Origin of the sequence: Micromonospora lacuserhaii (assembly GCF_036902735.1) — a bacterium.
Taxonomy (GTDB): Bacteria; Actinomycetota; Actinomycetes; order Mycobacteriales; family Micromonosporaceae; genus Micromonospora.
Map to the genome: position 1 here is coordinate 18,955 of NZ_JBAKHO010000023.1, position 17,414 is coordinate 36,368.

Genomic DNA, 17,414 nt, shown 5'->3' on the forward strand with positions numbered 1-17,414 from the left:
GCGTGAGCCCTCAGTCCCACGGTTCGTGTTAGGGGTCTCGACCATGTGGCATCCCCCCCTTTTCGCCTTCCGGCTGCATGCCCTGACGAGCCGGTGGACCAGGTTCCTGGCCGTCGTCGCGGTGCTCGCGCTGGTCACCTCCGGGCTGACCGGCTCGGTGTCGCCGCCCCGCCCCGGTGACCGCACCGCGACCCAGGCGGCGACCACGCCCGGGCCGGCCTGTGGCGACACCACCGGCACCGCGGCGGTCGCCAAAGTCGCCGCCGAACTGCCCGACTACCAGCAGGTCGTGGCGCCCGGCATGGCCGCCACCGTCTCGTACGGCGGGGCGAAGCTGGCCATCGGCCCGAAGGCGGTCCGGCTGCCGACCGGGATCGGCATCACCGTGCTGGCGCCGGGGCTGACCCCGAAGCTCGACAGCGGCATGACCAACGTGACCGGGAAGACCAGGGGGGGCGGCTACCGCTTCACCCCGCACCCGCAGCAGTTCGCCGCCTCGATCCAGGTCACCCTGCCGTACGACCCGGCGCTGCTGACCGACGAGTTCACCGCGCAGGACATCTACACGTACTTCTTCGACGACGTGCAGACCTGCTGGCAGGTGCTGGAGCGGGTCTCGGTGGACGAGGTCAACCACACCGTCACCTCGCTGACCGACCACTTCACCGACATGATCAACGCGACGGTGACGGTGCCGGAGCACCCCGAGGGGGTGCAGTTCAACCCCAACCAGATCAAGGGCATCCAGGCCGCCGACCCGGGTTCGGGCATCGCCCTCATCGCGCCGCCGTCGGCGAACAACCAGGGCGAGAACCACCTGGCGTACCCGATCGAGGTGCCGCCCGGGCGGCAGGGGCTGACCCCGCAGCTCGGGCTGTCGTACAGCTCCTCGTCCGGCAACGGCTGGACCGGGGTCGGCTGGGACCTGTCGGTGCCCACCATCTCGGTCGAGACCCGCTGGGGCGTGCCCCGCTACGCCGCCGCCACCGAGACCGAGACGTACCTGCTCAACGGCGAGCAGCTCACCCCCGTCGCGCACCGCGGCACGCCGGTGGCCCGCAGCGCCGAAAAGGTCTTCCACACCCGGGTCGAGGGAAGCTTCGCGCGGATCGTGCGGCACGGCACGAACCCGAAGGGCTACACCTGGGAGGTCACCGACAAGAACGGCATCCACTGGCACTACGGGGCGCCGGCCGGCGCCGACGGACCGGCCGCCGACGCGAGCCTGGCCGACAACGCGGGCAACACCTTCCTCTGGGCGGTGCGCGAGGTCCGCGACCCGCGGGGCAACTTCATGCGCTACCACTACGCGAAGGTCGACGACACCGGCCTGGCCGACGGCGCCGAGCCGGGCCGCAACCTCTACGTCGAGAAGATCACCTACACCGGCCAGGGCACCACCGAGGGCCGGTACGCGGTCAGCTTCACCCGGGACCGGGAGCGGGGCGAGGCGCTGCGGGTCGACAAGTCCATCGACGCCCGGGGCGGCTTCAAGCGGGTCACCGCGGACCTGCTCCGCGAGGTGGCGGTGACCCTCGACGGCAGCCTGATCCGGCGCTACCAGCTCGACTACACCCGGGGCGCCTTCGCAAAGACGCTGCTGAAGGCGGTGATCCAGTACGACGCCGACGGCCACGAGTTCAACCGGCACCGGTTCGACTACTTCGACGACATCCGCGACTCCGCCGGGCAGTACCAGGCGTTCGCCCCCCGGCCGTGGACGTCACCCGGTGACGGCCTGAGCAGCGCCGCGCTCAACATCACCCCGGAGCAGGCCGGCAACGCCAGCGCGCTCAACGCCAACACCAACACCAGCGGCGGCGGCCACCTGTACGTGGGCGTGGGCAGCTCGCCCAGCAAGTCGGGCACCGTCGGGGTGAAGGTCGGCTTCAGCCACGGCAGCGACCAGGGCCTGTTGGCGCTGGTGGACGTCGACGGCGACTCCCTGCCGGACAAGGTCTTCCGCGACGGCGGGTCGGTGAAGTACCGCAAGAACCTCTCCGGGCCGACCGGCGCGGCGACGTTCGCCGAGCAGGCGAAGCCGCTGAACCTGCCGGGGATCATGGGCGAGTCCAGCAACACCCTCACCCTGGGCGTCGAGGGCTACCTCGGTGCGGCCGCCGCGCAGCTCGACTACGTCAACTCGTTCGCCACCACCGAGCAGTACTTCAGCGACGTGAACGGCGACGGCATCCAGGACCTGGTCGACGGGTCCACCGTCCTCTTCGGCCGGGTCGGGTCCGACGGCGTGCCGGTCTACGGGGTCAGCGGCGACACCCCCGCCCCGATCAGCCAGGGCGAGGTCGACGCCACCGGGCTCTTCGGCTCGTTCACCGCCGACCGGGACCGGATGACCGACTCCTTCCCGCTGCTGGACAGCGTCCGCCGGTGGGTGGCCCCGTACGACGGCACGGTGCGCATCGAGGGCGCCGTGCGGCTCTCCCCCGACACCGCCGCCGCCCGCGCCGCGTCGCGCACCGCCGACGGGGTCCGGGTGGCCGTCCAGAAGGAGGGCACCGAGCTCTGGTCGACGCAGATCGACGAGGACGACAACGACGCGCACACCCCCGCCGGGGTGGAAGCGGTCACCGTGTCCCGCGGCGACCGGCTCTACTTCCGGGTCGGCTCGGCCGCCGACGGCGGGTTGGACGAGGTCTCCTGGGACCCGAAGGTCAGCTACGTCGGCGTCGGCGACCCGCTGGACGTCAACGGGCTGCCCGCGTACCGCTTCCAGGCCTCCCGCGACTTCACGCTGGGCGGCCGGGCGGCCACCGTCAAGGTGCCGCTGACCGGCACCATGCACCTCTCCGGCGACCTGGTGAAGTCCGGCGCCACCTCCGACGACGTGACCGTCGTGATCACCCGCAACGGCACCCCGGTGCTGGAGCAGACGCTCGCCGCCGGCGCCACCGGCAGCGTGCCGGTCGACCTCGACGTCGCCGTCGCGCAGGGGCAGACCCTCCAGTGGCGGATCCGGGTCGACTCCCCGGTCGACGTGGACAAGCTGGCGTGGACGCCGCGGGCCTACTACACCGCCGCGACCGGCGTCGACCGGCTCACCGACGCGAACGGCAAGCCCTTCATCGACGTCCACCCGCCGTACACCCTGGACCTGTACCCGGTGGACGGGCTGACCGGGCCGCAGGAGGCGTACTCAGTCACCACCGGCGGGGCGCAGACCGTGGAACCGACGCTGAACTTCGCGTTCGGCGCGGAGAAGCCCACCGCCCGGGTGTCGTTCACCGTCAAGCGCCGCGGCGAACTGGTCGCCAAGCGGTTCTTCCAGGTGACCGACGGCGTGGTCAGCTCGCCGGGCGCCTTCGACGTCGCCGCCGACGCCGGTGACCAGCTCTGGTTCGACTTCAGCACCACCGACCCGAAGCTGCGCGGCTTCCTCACCGGCCAGTCGGTCACGGTGGGCGGGTCGAGCGTGCCGAGCGCCTTCCACAGCGCCGCCGAGGAGGGCGCCTTCGCGCAGCCGTACCGGGGCTGGGGCGCGGTCGGCTACAACGGCAACCGGGACCGGGCCACCCAGCCGATCGTCCAGGACGACCTGGTGGTCGACGAGCACTACGGCGACCAGCTGCCGGACAGCGTCGACCCGCAGGCGCAGAAGGACGCCTTCGCCGCCGACCCCCGGGTCGACCCGCCGAAGGTCACCCCGTTCACCCCCTCGCCGCAGGACGGGCGATGGGGCGCCGGCGAGCACTCGTGGATCGCCCGGACCAGCGTCAGCAGCTCCCGGCTGGGCGTGGACTCGATCAACCTGCCCCGGCCGCAGGACTTCGCCGGGGCGACCGCCGTGCCGCGGCTGTCCCGCTCGCAGCAGATCTCGCTGACCGGCAGCGTCGGCGGTGGCATCGGCTCGCTCGGGGGCAGCCTGGCCACCGGTGACAGCACCGGCCAGGTGGACTTCATCGACCTCAACGGCGACCAGTTCCCCGACGTCGTCGGGGCCGGCGCGGTCCAGTACACCGACCCGAACGGCGCGCTCGGCGGCACCCGCGGCACGCTGCCCGACGGGGCGGTACGGCGCAGCACCAACGTCTCCGGCAACGCCAGCGCGGGCAGTGCCGCCCGGACCATCTCCACCGGCCGCGGCTACGACAGCCCGCCCGGCACCTCCGCCGCCACCAGCGCCCAGTCGGGCAACGACATGCCGCCGCTGGGCGTGGGCGGCAGCTTCGGCGGCACCAAGTCGGACGGCGACTTCGACCTGCTCGACGTCAACGGCGACAGCCTGCCCGACCGGGTGTACGCCAACGGTAAGGTCGCGCTCAACCTCGGCTACGCCTTCGGCGCGGCGGAGCAGTGGCGCAACCCGACCGGCCTGAACAAGGGCAGCGGCACCAACGCCGGGCTGAACATCGGCTTCAACACCGACTTCTACGGCTTCGCCGGTGGCGCCTCGTTCAGCCAGGGCCGGTCCTCCTCGGCCGGCACCCTCGCCGACATGAACGGCGACGGCCTGCTCGACCAGGTCCTCTCCGGTGACCCGATCCGGGTCGGCTTCAACACCGGCAACGGCTTCGAGACCCCGGTGCCGTTCCACGGCAGCCTCACCGACGTCAACGGTGACCGCAACGCCAAGCTGGGCGGCGGGGTCTACTTCACCTTCGGCATCTGCTTCACCGTGGTCTGCGTCGTGATCAACCCGGGCGCCGACCTCGGCACCGGCGCCAGCCGTACCGAGCAGGCGCTGCGCGACATCAACGGCGACGGCTACGCCGACCACCTCTCCTCCACCCGGGACAACCAGCTCGTGGTGGCGGAGAACCGGACCGGCCGCACCAACCTGCTCGCCTCCGTCGACCGGCCGCTGGGTGGTCGGATGGAGTTCGACTACACCCGCGACGGCAACACCTACGGCCAGCCGCAGTCGCGCTGGGTGCTGTCGAAGGTCGCCGTGGACGACGGCCGACCCGGCGACGGCGCGGACGTGCAGCTGGTCAGCTACGACTACGACGGCGGCGTCTACGACCGGCGGGAGCGGGACTTCCTCGGCTACGGCACGGTGGTGGAGAAGCACCGCGACCCGGGCCACGCGAACGCGGTCGGTCGCAGCGTCACCCGGACGTACCGCACCGACAGCGTCTACACCAAGGGCCTGCCGCACACGGAGCTGACCGCCGACGGGGCGGGCCGGCCGTTCCAGGAGACCGTGCAGACGTACACCGCGCGGAACGTCACCGCACCGGGCTCCCCGGCCGACCTGGCCAGCGCCACGGCCACGCTGTTCCTCCAGCAGACCCGGACCGACGTGAAGTTCTACGAGGGCGCGGCCACCCCGGGCAAGACCACCTACGTCACCCGGGAGTACGACGAGGTCGGCAACCTGACCCGGCAGTTCGACGCCTCTGACGGGGGCGCCGCCGACGACGTCGACGCCCGGATCGGCTACACCTCCCAGGACCCGGCCTGCCAGGCCGCGTACCTGGTCGGCATGCCGAAGGTGATCGACGTGCGCGGCAACGGCGTGCTGATGCGGCATCGCGAGTCGACGATCAGCTGCGTCACCGGGGACCTCACCCAGGTCCGGGCCGCGCTCGCCGACGGCACCACGGCCACCACCGACCTGGAGTACTTCGACAACGGCAACATGAAGTCGGTGACCGGCCCGCCGAACAAGGCCGGCCAGCGGTACCGGCTGGACTACGCCTACGACCCGGTGGTGAACACCCACGTCGAGTCGATCACGGACAGCTTCGGCTACCGGTCGACGGCCACCCACAACCTCAAGTTCGGCCTGGTGGAGACCACCACCGACTTCAACAACCAGCAGATCCGCAACACCTACGACGCGGCCGGCCGGATCGACTCGGTCTCCGGGCCGTACGAGATCCCGGAGAACCGGTTCACCATCGACTTCGAGTACCACCCGGAGGCGGCGTACCCGTACGCCATCACCCGGCACGTGGACCGGCAGGCCGACGGCAGCGTGCGCGACGACACCCTCGACACCATCACCTTCGTCGACGGGCTGAACCGGACCACCCAGACCAAGAAGGACGCCGCGGTGCCGGCGACGGCGGACGGACCGCCGCAGGACGTGATGGTGGTGTCCGGCCGGGTGGCGTACGACTTCCTCGGCCGGGCGGTGCGGAGCTGGTACCCGGTCACCGAGCCGAAGGGCCCCGGCAACGTCGCCTTCAACCCGGCGTACGACCCGGTCACCCCGACCGAGGTGAGCTACGACGTGCTGGACCGGACGACCCACACCACCTTCCCGGACGGCACCGCCACCGCCATCGGCTACGGCTTCGGCCCCGACCGGGACGGCGCGACGCAGTTCGAGACGGTGGTCACCGACGCCAACGGCAAGTCCAAGCGCACCTACACCGACGTCCGGCAGATCACCACGGCGGTCAAGGAGTTCAACCCGGCCGGCGGCCAGCCGGTCATCTGGACCAGCTACCGGTACAACCCGATGGGCGAGCTGGTCGCCGCCATCGACGACAAGGGCAACGTCACCAGTTCCAGCTACGACAACTTCGGCCGGCGGACCTCGCTGACCAGCCCGGACTCGGGCACCGTCGGGTCGACCTTCGACCTGGCCGGCAACCTGGTCCGCAAGGTCACCTCGAAGCTCGCCGCGGTCGCCAAGGCCATCGAGTACGACTACGACTTCACCCGGCTCAGGGCCATCCGGTACCCGGTCTTCCCGGCCAACAACGTCAGCTACACGTACGGCCCGCCCGGTGCGCCGGACAACGCGGCGAACCGGATCACCGACTCGGTCGACGGCGCCGGCAAGGTCAGCCGCCGGTACGGCCCGCTCGGTGAGCTGATCAAGGAGACCCGCACCACCCCGGCCCAGGGCAGCCACATCGAGACCTTCACCACCGAGTACCGGTACGACTCGTTCAACCGGATGCTCTCGCTGACCTACCCGGACGGGGAGAAGCTCTCCTACCACTACAACAGCGGTGGCCAGGTCGACTCCGCCCGAGGGGTCAAGGGCGACTTCACGTACGACTACCTGAAGCGGCTGGACTATGACAAGTTCGAGCAGCGGATCCTGCTGGAAACCGGCAACGGCACCCGCACCCGCTACTCGTACGGGGTCGAGGACCGGCGGCTGAGCAACATCCAGGCCAACCTCTCCAACGGATACGTCTTCCACAACCTGGACTACGACTACGACAACGTCGGCAACATCATGTCCGTCGTCAACGACACGGTGGCCCCCAGCGGCCCCGAGGTCGGCATGCAGGTCGGCGGGCCCAGCACCCAGAACTACCGCTACGACGACCTCTACCAGCTCACCCACGCCGAGGGCAGCTACCAGCCGCGTACCCCGCAGACCGACCGGTACCGGGTGGATCTGAAGTACGACAGCATCCACAACCTCGTCGACAAGGACCAGACGCACGAGCTGGTCAGCAACGGGAACACCATCGTCGAGGGCAAGCTCAGCTACCACTACGGGTACGCCTACGGCAGCGCCAAACCGCACGCGCCGACCACCATCGGCATCTACACCCTCGCGTACGACGAGAACGGCAACCAGATCAGCCGGGCGCAGCAGCCCAAGCCGCGCCGGCAGATGATCTGGGACGAGGAGAACCGGCTCGCCTGCTCGCACGAGAACGTGCAGAGCCAGACGCTGCCGCAGACCCCGGCCTCCTGCGACAACGCCGGCGGCACCCCGAACAGCGCCCGCTACTACTACGACGACCAGGGCAGCCGGGTGGTCAAGGACGGGGCGCAGTTCCACATCTATCCGAACCAGAACTACTCCACCCGGGGCAACCAGCAGTTCAAGCACGTCTACATCGGCCAGGACAAGCTGACCACGAAGCTGGTCGAGCCGGACTTCCGCCGCGAGGACCGGCAGTACTACTCGCACAGCGACCACCTCGGGTCGACCGGGTTCGTCACCGACGACCAGGGCGGCATGGCCGAGCACCTGCAGTACTTCCCCGGCGGCGAGACCTGGGTCAGCGAGCACTCCTCGCAGCCGGTGCCGCACCAGTTCACCGGCAAGGAGTACGACCAGGAGACCAACCTCTACTACTACGGGGCCCGGTACTACGACCCCCGCACCCAGGTCTGGCAGACCCCCGATCCGGTGCTGGAGAACTACCTGGAGGGCACCCCGAACGGCGGCGTGTACGCGTCGATGAACCTGGCGCTCTACACGTACGCGTACAACAACCCGATACGCCTGGGCGATCCGGACGGTCGGTTCCCCTGGAACCGGGTGCTCGGCGGGGTGAAACTCGTCGGCGGCGTCGCCGAGGCCGCCGCGGGCGTGGCCCTCGGGGCCGCCACGAGCTGGACGGGCGTCGGCGCGGTCGCCGGCGGCGCGGTGGCGGTGCACGGCGTGGACGTCGCGATCAGCGGTGCCCGGCAGTTGTTCAGCGGTGAGGAGACCAGCTCCTTCACCAGCTCGGGTCTGCAGGCGGCCGGGGTCAGCAAGTCGAACGCCGAGCTGATCGACGCGGGCATCTCGATCGTCGGCAGCGCCGGCGCGAGCATGGCCACCTCGGCGATCAAGGGCGCGGCCACCGCGGCGCCCAAGGTGGCGGCGGCCGCCGCGGACGATGTCGCGGCCCGCGCGGTGCCCAGCACCGCCGAGAAGGTCGTCGAGACGGCCGCCAAGATCCCCTGCGTCGGCAACAGCTTCGCCGCCGGCACCCGGGTGGTGCTGGCCGACGGCAGCACCAAGCCGATCGAGGACGTCCGGACCGGCGACCTGGTCCTCGCCGAGGACCCGGAGACCGGCGAGCGCGGACCGCGGGAGGTCACCCACCTGATCATCGGCCAGGGCGTGAAACACCTGGTCGACGTCGAGGTCAACGGCGAGGTCATCACCGCCACCGACAAGCACCCGTTCTGGGTGGTGGGGGCCGGTGACTGGGTCGACGCCCAGGAGCTGGTGGCCGGGGACACCGTCCGGCTGGCCGACCACCGGGTCGCCACGATCCGCTCGGTCGGGCACCGCACCCAGGTCGACCGGGTCTACAACCTGAGCGTCGCGGGGATCCACACCTACTACGTGGTCACCGGCGGCGGCCGGGCGGGCGACGCGGTGCTGGTGCACAACGCCAACTGCTCGGTGAACGCGAAGATCCTGGCCCAGAACCTGTCCGCGGCCAACGTGGTACGACCGGCGGAGACCGCCGCGCACCACATCGTCGCCAGCGGCGCCAAGGCGGCCGCACCCGCCCGGGCTCACCTGGCCAGCCTCGGGGTGGGCATCAACGAGGCCGCCAACGGGGCCTACCTGCCCCGCTTCGTCAGCTCCGCCAACCCGCTCGGCGCGGCCGTGCACTCCACCACGCACAGCCCGGCCTACTACGCCGAGGTCAACCGGTTGATCCTGCAGACGAAGACCGCGGCCGAGGCGCGCAACGTGCTGGCGTACATCGGTAGACAGCTGGCGGCCGGGCCGTGGCCGTAAGCCGACCCGCCGACGCCCGGGCCCGCTGGAGCGGGCCCGGGCGGGGAGGATGAGGGCATGTCACCACGACTGCCGATCGAAGCCGCCGAGGCCGCGTTCCGCGACCTCGGCGGCTTCGCCACGGACGACGCCCCCGAGCCCGACCGGCTGCGCGACGCGGTACGCCGGTTCGCCGCCGTCGAGTTCGACGTCTCGACCGACCTGCCCGAGCAGGACGGGCTGCTCTTCCAGTACGCGACGCTCGGCGCGGACGGCGCCGTCCTCGGCTTCGTCCGCCAGTTCGAGGTCGTCGACGCCGACGGCGACCACGAGGAGTACGTCCAGTTGCACGCCGAATACCGGCTGCCGCCGGACCCGGGGCTGACCGGGCACCACGAGGACTGGTGGTTCCGGGGCGGCCCGGAACCGTTCGAGGCGTGGTTCGACCGGGTCTCCGGCCACCCGGTGTGGGGACACCTCCAGCGGGTCGGCCCGTCCGGGTTCGAGATCTGGCAGGAGAGCGTCTGACCGATCAGTCCAGGTCGTCGCAGACGTTGTGCGTCGTGCCGTGGACCAACGTGAGGGTCTTGTAGAACGTCGGGCTGAACTCCATCACGTACTGCCCGTCGATGAGCCAGTAGCCGCGCGGCAGGGTGCCGCCGTTCTCCCGGAAGCCGAAGAGCGCGGGGCCGTTGGCGTACCACGTCATCGACCCGTCGGGGAAGTAGTCGATCATTGCGGTGCCGCTGGCGTCCACCTGGGTGGTCGCCCCGCTCTCGGTGTTGGTCACCTCGACGATCAGGTCCCCGGCGTACAACTCCCGGCGCGGCGAGCCGTCCGGGTTGGTGTCCAGCACGAGCTTGCGGACCTCGTCGCGGACGGCTTCGCTGTGGATGGCGAAGTCGCACCGCGCCCCGGCGGGCTGGTCGAAGGACCCCTGCGGGGCGGGCACCCAGCCGTGCGTCACCTCCGTCGTCGCGGCGGACGCCGGCGCCGGCCCGGCCGCGACGACCGCGACCATCGCCAGCAGGGTGGCAACGCTCATTCTCCTACGCATGTCTGCTCCTCGGTCGGTGTCGGAACGGGACCACCCTCACCTTCGGCGCTCACCACGCCCTGACCACGGCGGCGGCGTCGGTCCGCGTCGACGCGCCTCGCCGGGGCGCGCCGGCCCGCCGGGATCACCACCGGATCACCGCCCCCGACAACCTGTCCACGGGGCCAGACGGTCACAGGGGTATGGAGTTCCGACTGCTCGGACCGTTCGAGGCCCGCCACGACGGCAGGCCGGTCGACCTCGGCAGCCGTCGCCAGGAACGGTGCATCCTGGCCGTGCTGCTGCTCGACGTGGGTCACCTGGTCAGCACCGACCGGCTCATCGACCTGCTGTGGAACGGCCGCCCACCGGCCTCGGCCCGGGGCGCCGTGCATACCTACATCGGACGGTTGCGGGCGTCGCTGGCCCCTTATCAGGTCCGGATCACCACCCGGGGCGACGGTTACCTGCTGGAACCCGACGGGCACCGGGTGGACGCGGTGGAGTTCACCCGGTTGGTGGACCGGGCCGCCGAGAGCACCGACCCGGCCGAGCGGGTCCGGCTGCTGGACCGGGCGCTGGTGCTGTTGCGCGGGCCGCTGCTCGCCGACACCGCCGACGACGAGTTGCGGGAACGGCTGCACGGCCCGCTGGAGGAGCGCCGGCTCACCGGCGTCGAGCTGCGCGCCGAGGCCCGGCTCGCGCTGGGCCAGCATGCCCGGGTGGTGACCGAGCTGACCCCGCTGGCGGATCGGCACCCGACCCGGGAACACCTGGTCGCCACCCTGATGACCGCGCTGTACCGGGGCGACCGGCAGGCCGACGCCCTGCGGCTGTATCGCAGCACCCGACGGACGCTGGTGGACGACCTGGGAGTCGAGCCGGGCGACCGGCTGCGGGAGGTGCACCGGCGGATCCTGCGCGCCGACCCCCGGCTGGAACGCACCGGCCGGCCGGTGTACGAGGTGCGGGTCCGCGGGGAGGCGCTGCCGTGGAGCGTCGGCGGGCATCCGGCGCTGGAGTTCTGCAACACCTTCGCCGGGTGGGGCCACCAGCCGCCGATGCCCGGCGCGGAGTGGCTGCGCGGTTACCGGACCCTGGCGGTCTGGACCGGTCACGTGGGGCTGGCCGACGAGGTCGCGGTGAGCCGCCTGCTCGAGCTCGCCCGGCGGGACCCCGTCCGGGCGGCCGCCGCACTCGACGAGGCACGCGCGCTGCGCGCCCGGCTGTACGCCTGCCTGACCGACCCGCAGGACCACCGGACCTTCGACGCGGTCGCCCGGTACGCCGAGGACGCCGCGGCGACAATGCGCTTCCGCCGGGAGGCCGACGGGCGGGGCCGCTGGCGGCCGGACCTCGTCGCCGGGCTGCGGCTGCCGGTGCACGCGGCGGCGTGGAGCGGTGCCGAGCTGTTGGCCGACCCGCGACGGCTGACGATCCGGGTCTGCCCCGACCCGCGGTGCGGCTGGTTGTTCCTCGACGAGACCGGCATCCGGCGCTGGTGCAGCCTGGCCACCTGCGGCCGGCCGGAGGCCACCGCGCCCTGCCGCAGCGCCTGAGCCGGGCTGGTGCCGGCTACACCTGGTAGCGCAGCATCACCACGCCGTTGCCGAACGCCCGGGACTCGACCAGCCGCAGGTCGGCGGTCGTGTCCGACGGCGGGAACAGCGACACGCCACGGCCGATCAGCACCGGGTGCACGAAGATCCGGTACTCGTCGATCAGCCCCCGCTCCCGGAAGGTGGCGGCCAGCTCCGCCCCGCCGAGCACCAGGTCGCCGCCCGGCTGGGCCTTGAGCGCGTGCACCTCCTCCGGCACCACGTCCCGCACGATCGTGGTGTTCCAGTCGGCGTGCCGCAGCGTGCGGGAGTAGACCACCTTCGGCATGTCCCGCCAGATCCTTGCGAACTCGCGCACCGTCGCGCTGCTCGCCGGATCCTGGTCGGCGGTGGGCCAGAAGCCGGCCATCAGCTCGAAGGTGCGCCGACCGTCGAGGAACGCGCCCATGCCGGCCAGCTCGGTGTTGAAGTACGCGTGCAGCTCGTCGTCGACCCGGTGCCAGTCGAGCTGGTGCTCCGGGCCCTCGAAGTAGCCGTCGAGCGACACCGACATCCACAGAATGATCTTCCGCATCCGGTCCTCCCCCGGTCGGTAGGTGGCCAGTCTGGCAGCTCACTGCGACAGGTTCCGCCGCTCGCCGCCCGTGTCGAGGAACCGGGCGGCCGGCCCGTCCCGCTCGTCGAGGTGGCGCTCGACGCCGGCGGTCATCCGGTGGAACTCGGTGACCAGGTCCACGTCGTACCGGTCGGCGAGGACGAGCACCGACCAGAGGCAGTCGGCCAGCTCGTGCCCCAGCCGTTCCCGGGCGTTACCCGACCGTCAGCGGTGTTCGCGGCCCCGCGCGGTGAGCCGGGCGACCAGCAAGCCGTCGCGGGCCGGACCCGGCAGCCAGGTGCCGGGGTGGCGGGTGTCGGCGTCCAGCCGGTCGCCGTCGACCAGCGCGCCGCCGTCCCAGCCGGCCGGCCAGGTGCGAAAACGGCGTACCTCGACCAGCCCGTCGGCCACCAGGTCGGCCAGGGCCCGGGCGAGCGCGGGCAGGGCCTGGTCCAGGCGCGACTGCTGCTTCCCGGCGCGCAGCCAGGCGTCGGCGAGCTCCGGCAGCGGCGCGTCCCCGTCGGACGCGCGCAGCACGAAGTGCGCCATGGGGGTGAGGCCGGCACGACGCGTCATCCGTCCAGTTTGTCCTGCTGCTGTCTCCGCCCGTGCACCACCCCCGACACACGACTAGGAGGACTGGCCGCGGCCGACGCGGGACAACGCCACCTGGACGGCCTGCTCCGGGAGGTCGACGTGCTCCGGGCCCGGGACCGGTTGGCCGTCCGCGTCCACGACCCGCCAGCCGCCCAGCACCACCACCGGCACGCCACCCCGGCGCAGGGCGAGCGCCACCTCGCTGAGCGTCCCCCACGAGCCGCCGACCGCGATCACCGCGTCGGCGCTCCACACCAGCACCGCGTTGCGGGCCTGTCCCAGGTTGGTGACCACGGTGGCCGAGACGTCCGCGACCGGGCCGGGCGCGGTGCCGTCGTCGGGGCGTACCCCGATCACCAGGCCGGCGCGGGAGCGGGCGCCGGCGGCGACGGCGGCCATCACCCCGCCGCCGCCTCCGCAGAGCACCGTCGCCCCGCGCGCGGCGAGCAGCTCCCCCACCCGGCGGGCGTACGCCAGCTCGGTCTCCGTCGCGGACGCCGGCCCGCAGACCGCCACCTGCACCATCCGCTCATCATGCCCCTCGCACGAGGCGGCTCGGGTCGGCAGACCGCAACGCCGGTGCGCCCCGACGCCGGGTCGCGGCAGGCGCCAGCGCTACGATCGTGGCCGAGCGAGGGCACATGTTTCCGCCGAGGGCGCCGCAGGTGACGGGCGTGTTCGCCGAACGGAGGAGAGCAGCCGCGATGACGTCGACACCGACCAGCCGAGAGGCGACCGGGGCCCGGGTACGCGAGGTCCGGCGGATCTGGGACGAGGCGCCGCACAACGCCTTCACCGATCTGGTCCGCCACCGCGACACCTGGCTCTGCGCGTTCCGGGAGGGCGGGACGCACATCTCGGACGACGGGGCGATCCGGGTGCTGGCCTCCCCCGACGGCCGGGACTGGACGCCGGCGGCACGGCTCACCAGCCCCGCCACCGACCTGCGCGACCCGCGGTTCGTGGTACGCCCCGACGGGCGGCTGCAGCTGCTCGCCGCCGCGGCCACCGGCGACGCCCCGAAGGCGCAGCAGACCTTCACGACGGTCACCTGGCTCTCCGACGACGGGCGCGGCTGGGGCGAGGCCAGCCCGGTCGGGGAGCCGGACGTGTGGGTGTGGCAGGCGGCCTGGCAGGACGACGCGATGTACGGGGTCGGCTACGCCACCCGGGACCCGCGCTTCGCCCGGCTCTACCGCAGCGAAGACGGGGTCGACCTGTCGCCGTGGGTACCCACCCTCTTCGCCGGCGGCTACCCCAACGAGTCGGGCCTGGTCTTCGCGCCCGACGGCACGGCGTACTGCCTGCTGCGGCGCGACGGGAACCCGGCGACCGAGCAGGTCGGCCGCGGCGAGGGCGCGACCGCGCAGCTCGGCCGGGCCCGCCCGCCGTACCGGGAGTGGGCCTGGACGGACCTCGGCGTCCGGGTCGGTGGCCCGGCGCTGCGCCGGCTGCCCGACGGCCGACTGATCGCCGGGGTGCGCCTGCACGACGGCGGCGTCCGTACGGCGGTCTGCGAACTCGACCCCGAGGAGGGCACGCTGACCGAGCTGGTCGCGCTCCCCTCCGGCGGGGACACCAGCTACCCCGGGCTGGCCTGGCACGACGGGCTGCTCCGGGTCAGCTACTACTCGTCGCACGAGGGGCGGACCAGCATCTACCTCGCCGAGGTGGAGCTGGACCCGCGCCGCTGACCGCGTCGGCTCCGGCCCGCGCCGGGCTCTGCTCTGGTCCGGGCCGGCGTCGGTCGGCTACCGTGCCGGCATGCCATCGACGCTGACCGAAGCGACGGACCCGTACTGCCTGCGCGCCGGGGAGAGCGCCGACCTGCTGCGCGGCCACCCCTGGCACCGGTTCGTGGTGCTCGGCGACAGCGTCGCGGAGGGGATGTGCGAGCCGGTCGCCGGCTACCCCGACGTGCAGTGGGCGGACCGGATCGCCGCCGAGCTGGCCGCGGCGCGGCCCGGACTGGCGTACCTCAACCTGGGCCGGCGCGGACTGCGGGCGCACGAGGTGCGCGCGGCCCAGCTGGACGCGGCGGTCGCGTTCGCCCCCGATCTGGCGCTGGTGGTGTGCGGCGGCAACGACGCGTTCCGGCCCTCGTTCGACGCGGACGCGGTGGACGCCGAGCTGGCCGCGATGGTCGCCGCACTCCGCGACACCGGCGCGGAGGTGATCACGGTGGGCATGTTCGACGTCTCGTGGAGCCCGGCCGTCCCCGAGCCGCTCCGGCCCGGGCTCGGGGAGCGGATGCGTCGCCTTTCATCGCACACCGGCCGGCTTGCCGCCCGGCTGGGCACCCTGCACGTGCACCTCACCGACCATCCCGCCGTCGCGGACCCGTCGCTGTACAGCGCCGACGGGCGGCACGGCAGCGCCCGCAGTGACGCGATCGCCGCCGCCGAGACGGTCCGCCGCCTCGGCGCCTACCTGGCCGCCCGCCGGTCCGGCGCCCACCTGAACGCCCGCCGCGCCGGCGCGCCCGAATCGGCACCGGGCCCCGCCACGTCCTAGATCGAACACCTGCCGGACGCGCCCGCGGGGGCGCCTGTGCCCCATGCTGGATCGCCGCCTACGGGAGCCGCCGGCACAGGAGGGCGCAGCCCCTGTGGTCGGCTCACCTGCCGACCGCAGGGGCTCCCGAACGTGTCGCGACCGCGGCCGCATCTGCTCCACGACCGATATGACGCAGCGTCATACCGCTCATCACGACAAGCGCCCGCCGCCACAGTCACCCACCGTCGCCAACCTCGGTCACCCCACGCCCCACTCGTCAGCGCCGCCTCCACCGCCTGCAGGACGCGTTGATCAAGGAGTTTGGGCACCAGATGTGGGCTCGATGGTGCCCAAACTCCTTGATCAACGGGGTCCGAAACCGGCGGGGGTTTAGTCGGTGAGGAGGATGCCGGTTAGGAGGACGCCGCGGGCCAGGTTGAGGACCTCGTCGCAGCCGGGGTAGCCGACCCTTGCCAGGGCGCCCGAGCCGGTCCGGCCGAAGAGGTAGGGGGCGAGGCTGTACGGGACCTCGGCGGTGACCGTCTCGCCCGTCTCGATCTGCACGAAGTCCATCGCCACCCGGTCGGCCTCCATGTACCGCTGGAGGATGTTGCCGCCGCGGGCGAGGGCGGCGTGCAGCCCCTCCTCCCAGACGGCCGGGGTCAGCTCCCGGCCGATCAGCACCCCGTACCCGGCGGAGCCGTCGGCCGGCTTGGCCACCAGGTCGCGCTGCTCGGCCAGCGCCCGGTCGAGCTGGTCGGCGGTGAGCGCCACGGTGTGCGGGACGTACCGGCGGACCAGTGCGCGATCGACCTCCGGCAGTTGGTTCAGGTCCTCCCAGAGCCAGGCAAAATTGATCTTGTTGCCGAGCAGCCAGGCCGCCGCGCTGACGAACATCGGCAGGGTTCCCGCGTCGAGGGCCCCGGCCACCGCGTCCAGGCCGGCGCTCGGGGTGACCCGGTTCGGCACGAAGAGCCGGAACAGGGCGTCCACCGGGCCCCCGCCCACCACCAGCCGGCGAGCGTCGTCGAGCCGGGCGGTGGCGACCGGGGCGATCACCAGGTCGATGCCGAAGTCACGCGCCCGGACGGCCAGCGGGTCGAGGATCCGGATGAAGGTCTCCGGGTCGTCCAGGCCCGGGTACTCGGCGTCGAAATCCATCAGCAACGCCACCCGGGCACCCTCGGCCAGGCCGAGGGTCTCCCGGATCGCCACGAACCGCTGGTCGAGCAGGGACGGCGCGGGGCGGACCGCGAGCCCGTCCAACAGCCTCTGCTTCCGGAAGAGCTCGGCGTACCGGTAGATCACCGTGTCCGCGTCGAAGCCGCCGCCGAGGCTGCTGTCGATGTTGTACTCGACGAACCGGGGCACCCCGCCGGAGACCAGCACGTCCGGCCGGTACGCGGCGAGCAAGCCCTCGTGCAGCGGCTCGTCCTCGTTCAGCAGCCGGGTCTCCCCCACCGGCACGCCGAGCAGCCGGCGCAGCTCACCGGCCGTGCCGGCCCGCCGCCGGCAGGCCTCCAGGATGAGCTGGGCCAGCCGGTCGCAGACCTCGTTCAGCTCCCGGAACGCGTCCGCGGTGAGCACCGGCGGCCGGGCCAGCCGCCACTGCTTGTTGTACGTCGCCCGGCCGTGGAAGACCTGCTCCCAGGCGGCGGCGCCACTGGCCACCATCGCCGTACGGGCGGCCTCGGGCAGGTCGGCCCACGCCTGGCCGGCCGACGGCCACGCATAGTTCGGGTCCAT

11 protein-coding genes are annotated in these 17,414 nt (G+C 72.5%); 5 read left to right on the forward strand and 6 right to left on the reverse strand.

What is annotated here, in order from left to right:
• Window positions 1-43 precede the first annotated feature (43 nt).
• The gene (locus V6U81_RS16310; RefSeq protein WP_334490292.1) at window positions 44-9,406 is read left to right on the forward strand and encodes a SpvB/TcaC N-terminal domain-containing protein; all 9,363 of its coding nucleotides are present in this window, start codon (window positions 44-46) and stop codon (window positions 9,404-9,406) included.
• Between the two features lie 57 nt (window positions 9,407-9,463).
• The gene (locus tag V6U81_RS16315) at window positions 9,464-9,913 is read left to right on the forward strand and encodes a hypothetical protein (RefSeq protein ID WP_334490293.1); all 450 of its coding nucleotides are present in this window, start codon (window positions 9,464-9,466) and stop codon (window positions 9,911-9,913) included.
• A 4-nt stretch (window positions 9,914-9,917) separates the two neighbouring features.
• Here V6U81_RS16315 and V6U81_RS16320 read toward each other — a convergent pair whose 3' ends face one another.
• The gene (locus V6U81_RS16320; protein ID WP_334490294.1) at window positions 9,918-10,442 is read right to left on the reverse strand and encodes a hypothetical protein; all 525 of its coding nucleotides are present in this window, start codon (window positions 10,440-10,442) and stop codon (window positions 9,918-9,920) included.
• 182 nt (window positions 10,443-10,624) lie between these two features.
• On the opposite strand from V6U81_RS16320, the gene V6U81_RS16325 reads away from it, so the two are divergent.
• A complete protein-coding gene (locus V6U81_RS16325; protein ID WP_334490296.1) occupies window positions 10,625-11,980 on the forward strand; it encodes a BTAD domain-containing putative transcriptional regulator in 1,356 nt (451 codons plus the stop codon).
• A 16-nt stretch (window positions 11,981-11,996) separates the two neighbouring features.
• On the opposite strand, the gene V6U81_RS16330 is transcribed toward V6U81_RS16325, so the two are convergent.
• From V6U81_RS16330 to V6U81_RS16345, 4 genes are read right to left on the reverse strand one after another with little or no spacing between them, the layout of a single operon-like run.
• Complete coding sequence (locus V6U81_RS16330) at window positions 11,997-12,554, reverse strand: dihydrofolate reductase family protein (protein WP_334490298.1); 558 nt, start codon at window positions 12,552-12,554, stop codon at window positions 11,997-11,999.
• A gap of 39 nt (window positions 12,555-12,593) precedes the next feature.
• A complete protein-coding gene (locus V6U81_RS16335; RefSeq protein ID WP_334490300.1) occupies window positions 12,594-12,743 on the reverse strand; it encodes a hypothetical protein in 150 nt (49 codons plus the stop codon).
• A gap of 57 nt (window positions 12,744-12,800) precedes the next feature.
• A complete protein-coding gene (locus V6U81_RS16340; RefSeq protein WP_334490302.1) occupies window positions 12,801-13,151 on the reverse strand; it encodes a hypothetical protein in 351 nt (116 codons plus the stop codon).
• A gap of 54 nt (window positions 13,152-13,205) precedes the next feature.
• Window positions 13,206-13,697, reverse strand: coding sequence for an SLOG cluster 4 domain-containing protein (locus V6U81_RS16345; protein ID WP_334490304.1), 492 nt, complete (start codon window positions 13,695-13,697; stop codon window positions 13,206-13,208).
• A 179-nt stretch (window positions 13,698-13,876) separates the two neighbouring features.
• Here V6U81_RS16345 and V6U81_RS16350 point away from each other — a divergent pair, with 179 nt between their 5' ends.
• Window positions 13,877-14,866, forward strand: coding sequence for an exo-alpha-sialidase (locus tag V6U81_RS16350; protein ID WP_334490306.1), 990 nt, complete (start codon window positions 13,877-13,879; stop codon window positions 14,864-14,866).
• Between the two features lie 70 nt (window positions 14,867-14,936).
• A complete protein-coding gene (locus V6U81_RS16355; protein WP_334490308.1) occupies window positions 14,937-15,686 on the forward strand; it encodes an SGNH/GDSL hydrolase family protein in 750 nt (249 codons plus the stop codon).
• Between the two features lie 372 nt (window positions 15,687-16,058).
• On the opposite strand, the gene V6U81_RS16360 is transcribed toward V6U81_RS16355, so the two are convergent.
• Entirely contained in the window at window positions 16,059-17,414 is a 1,356-nt protein-coding gene (locus V6U81_RS16360; RefSeq protein WP_420884037.1) for an ATP-grasp domain-containing protein, read from the reverse strand.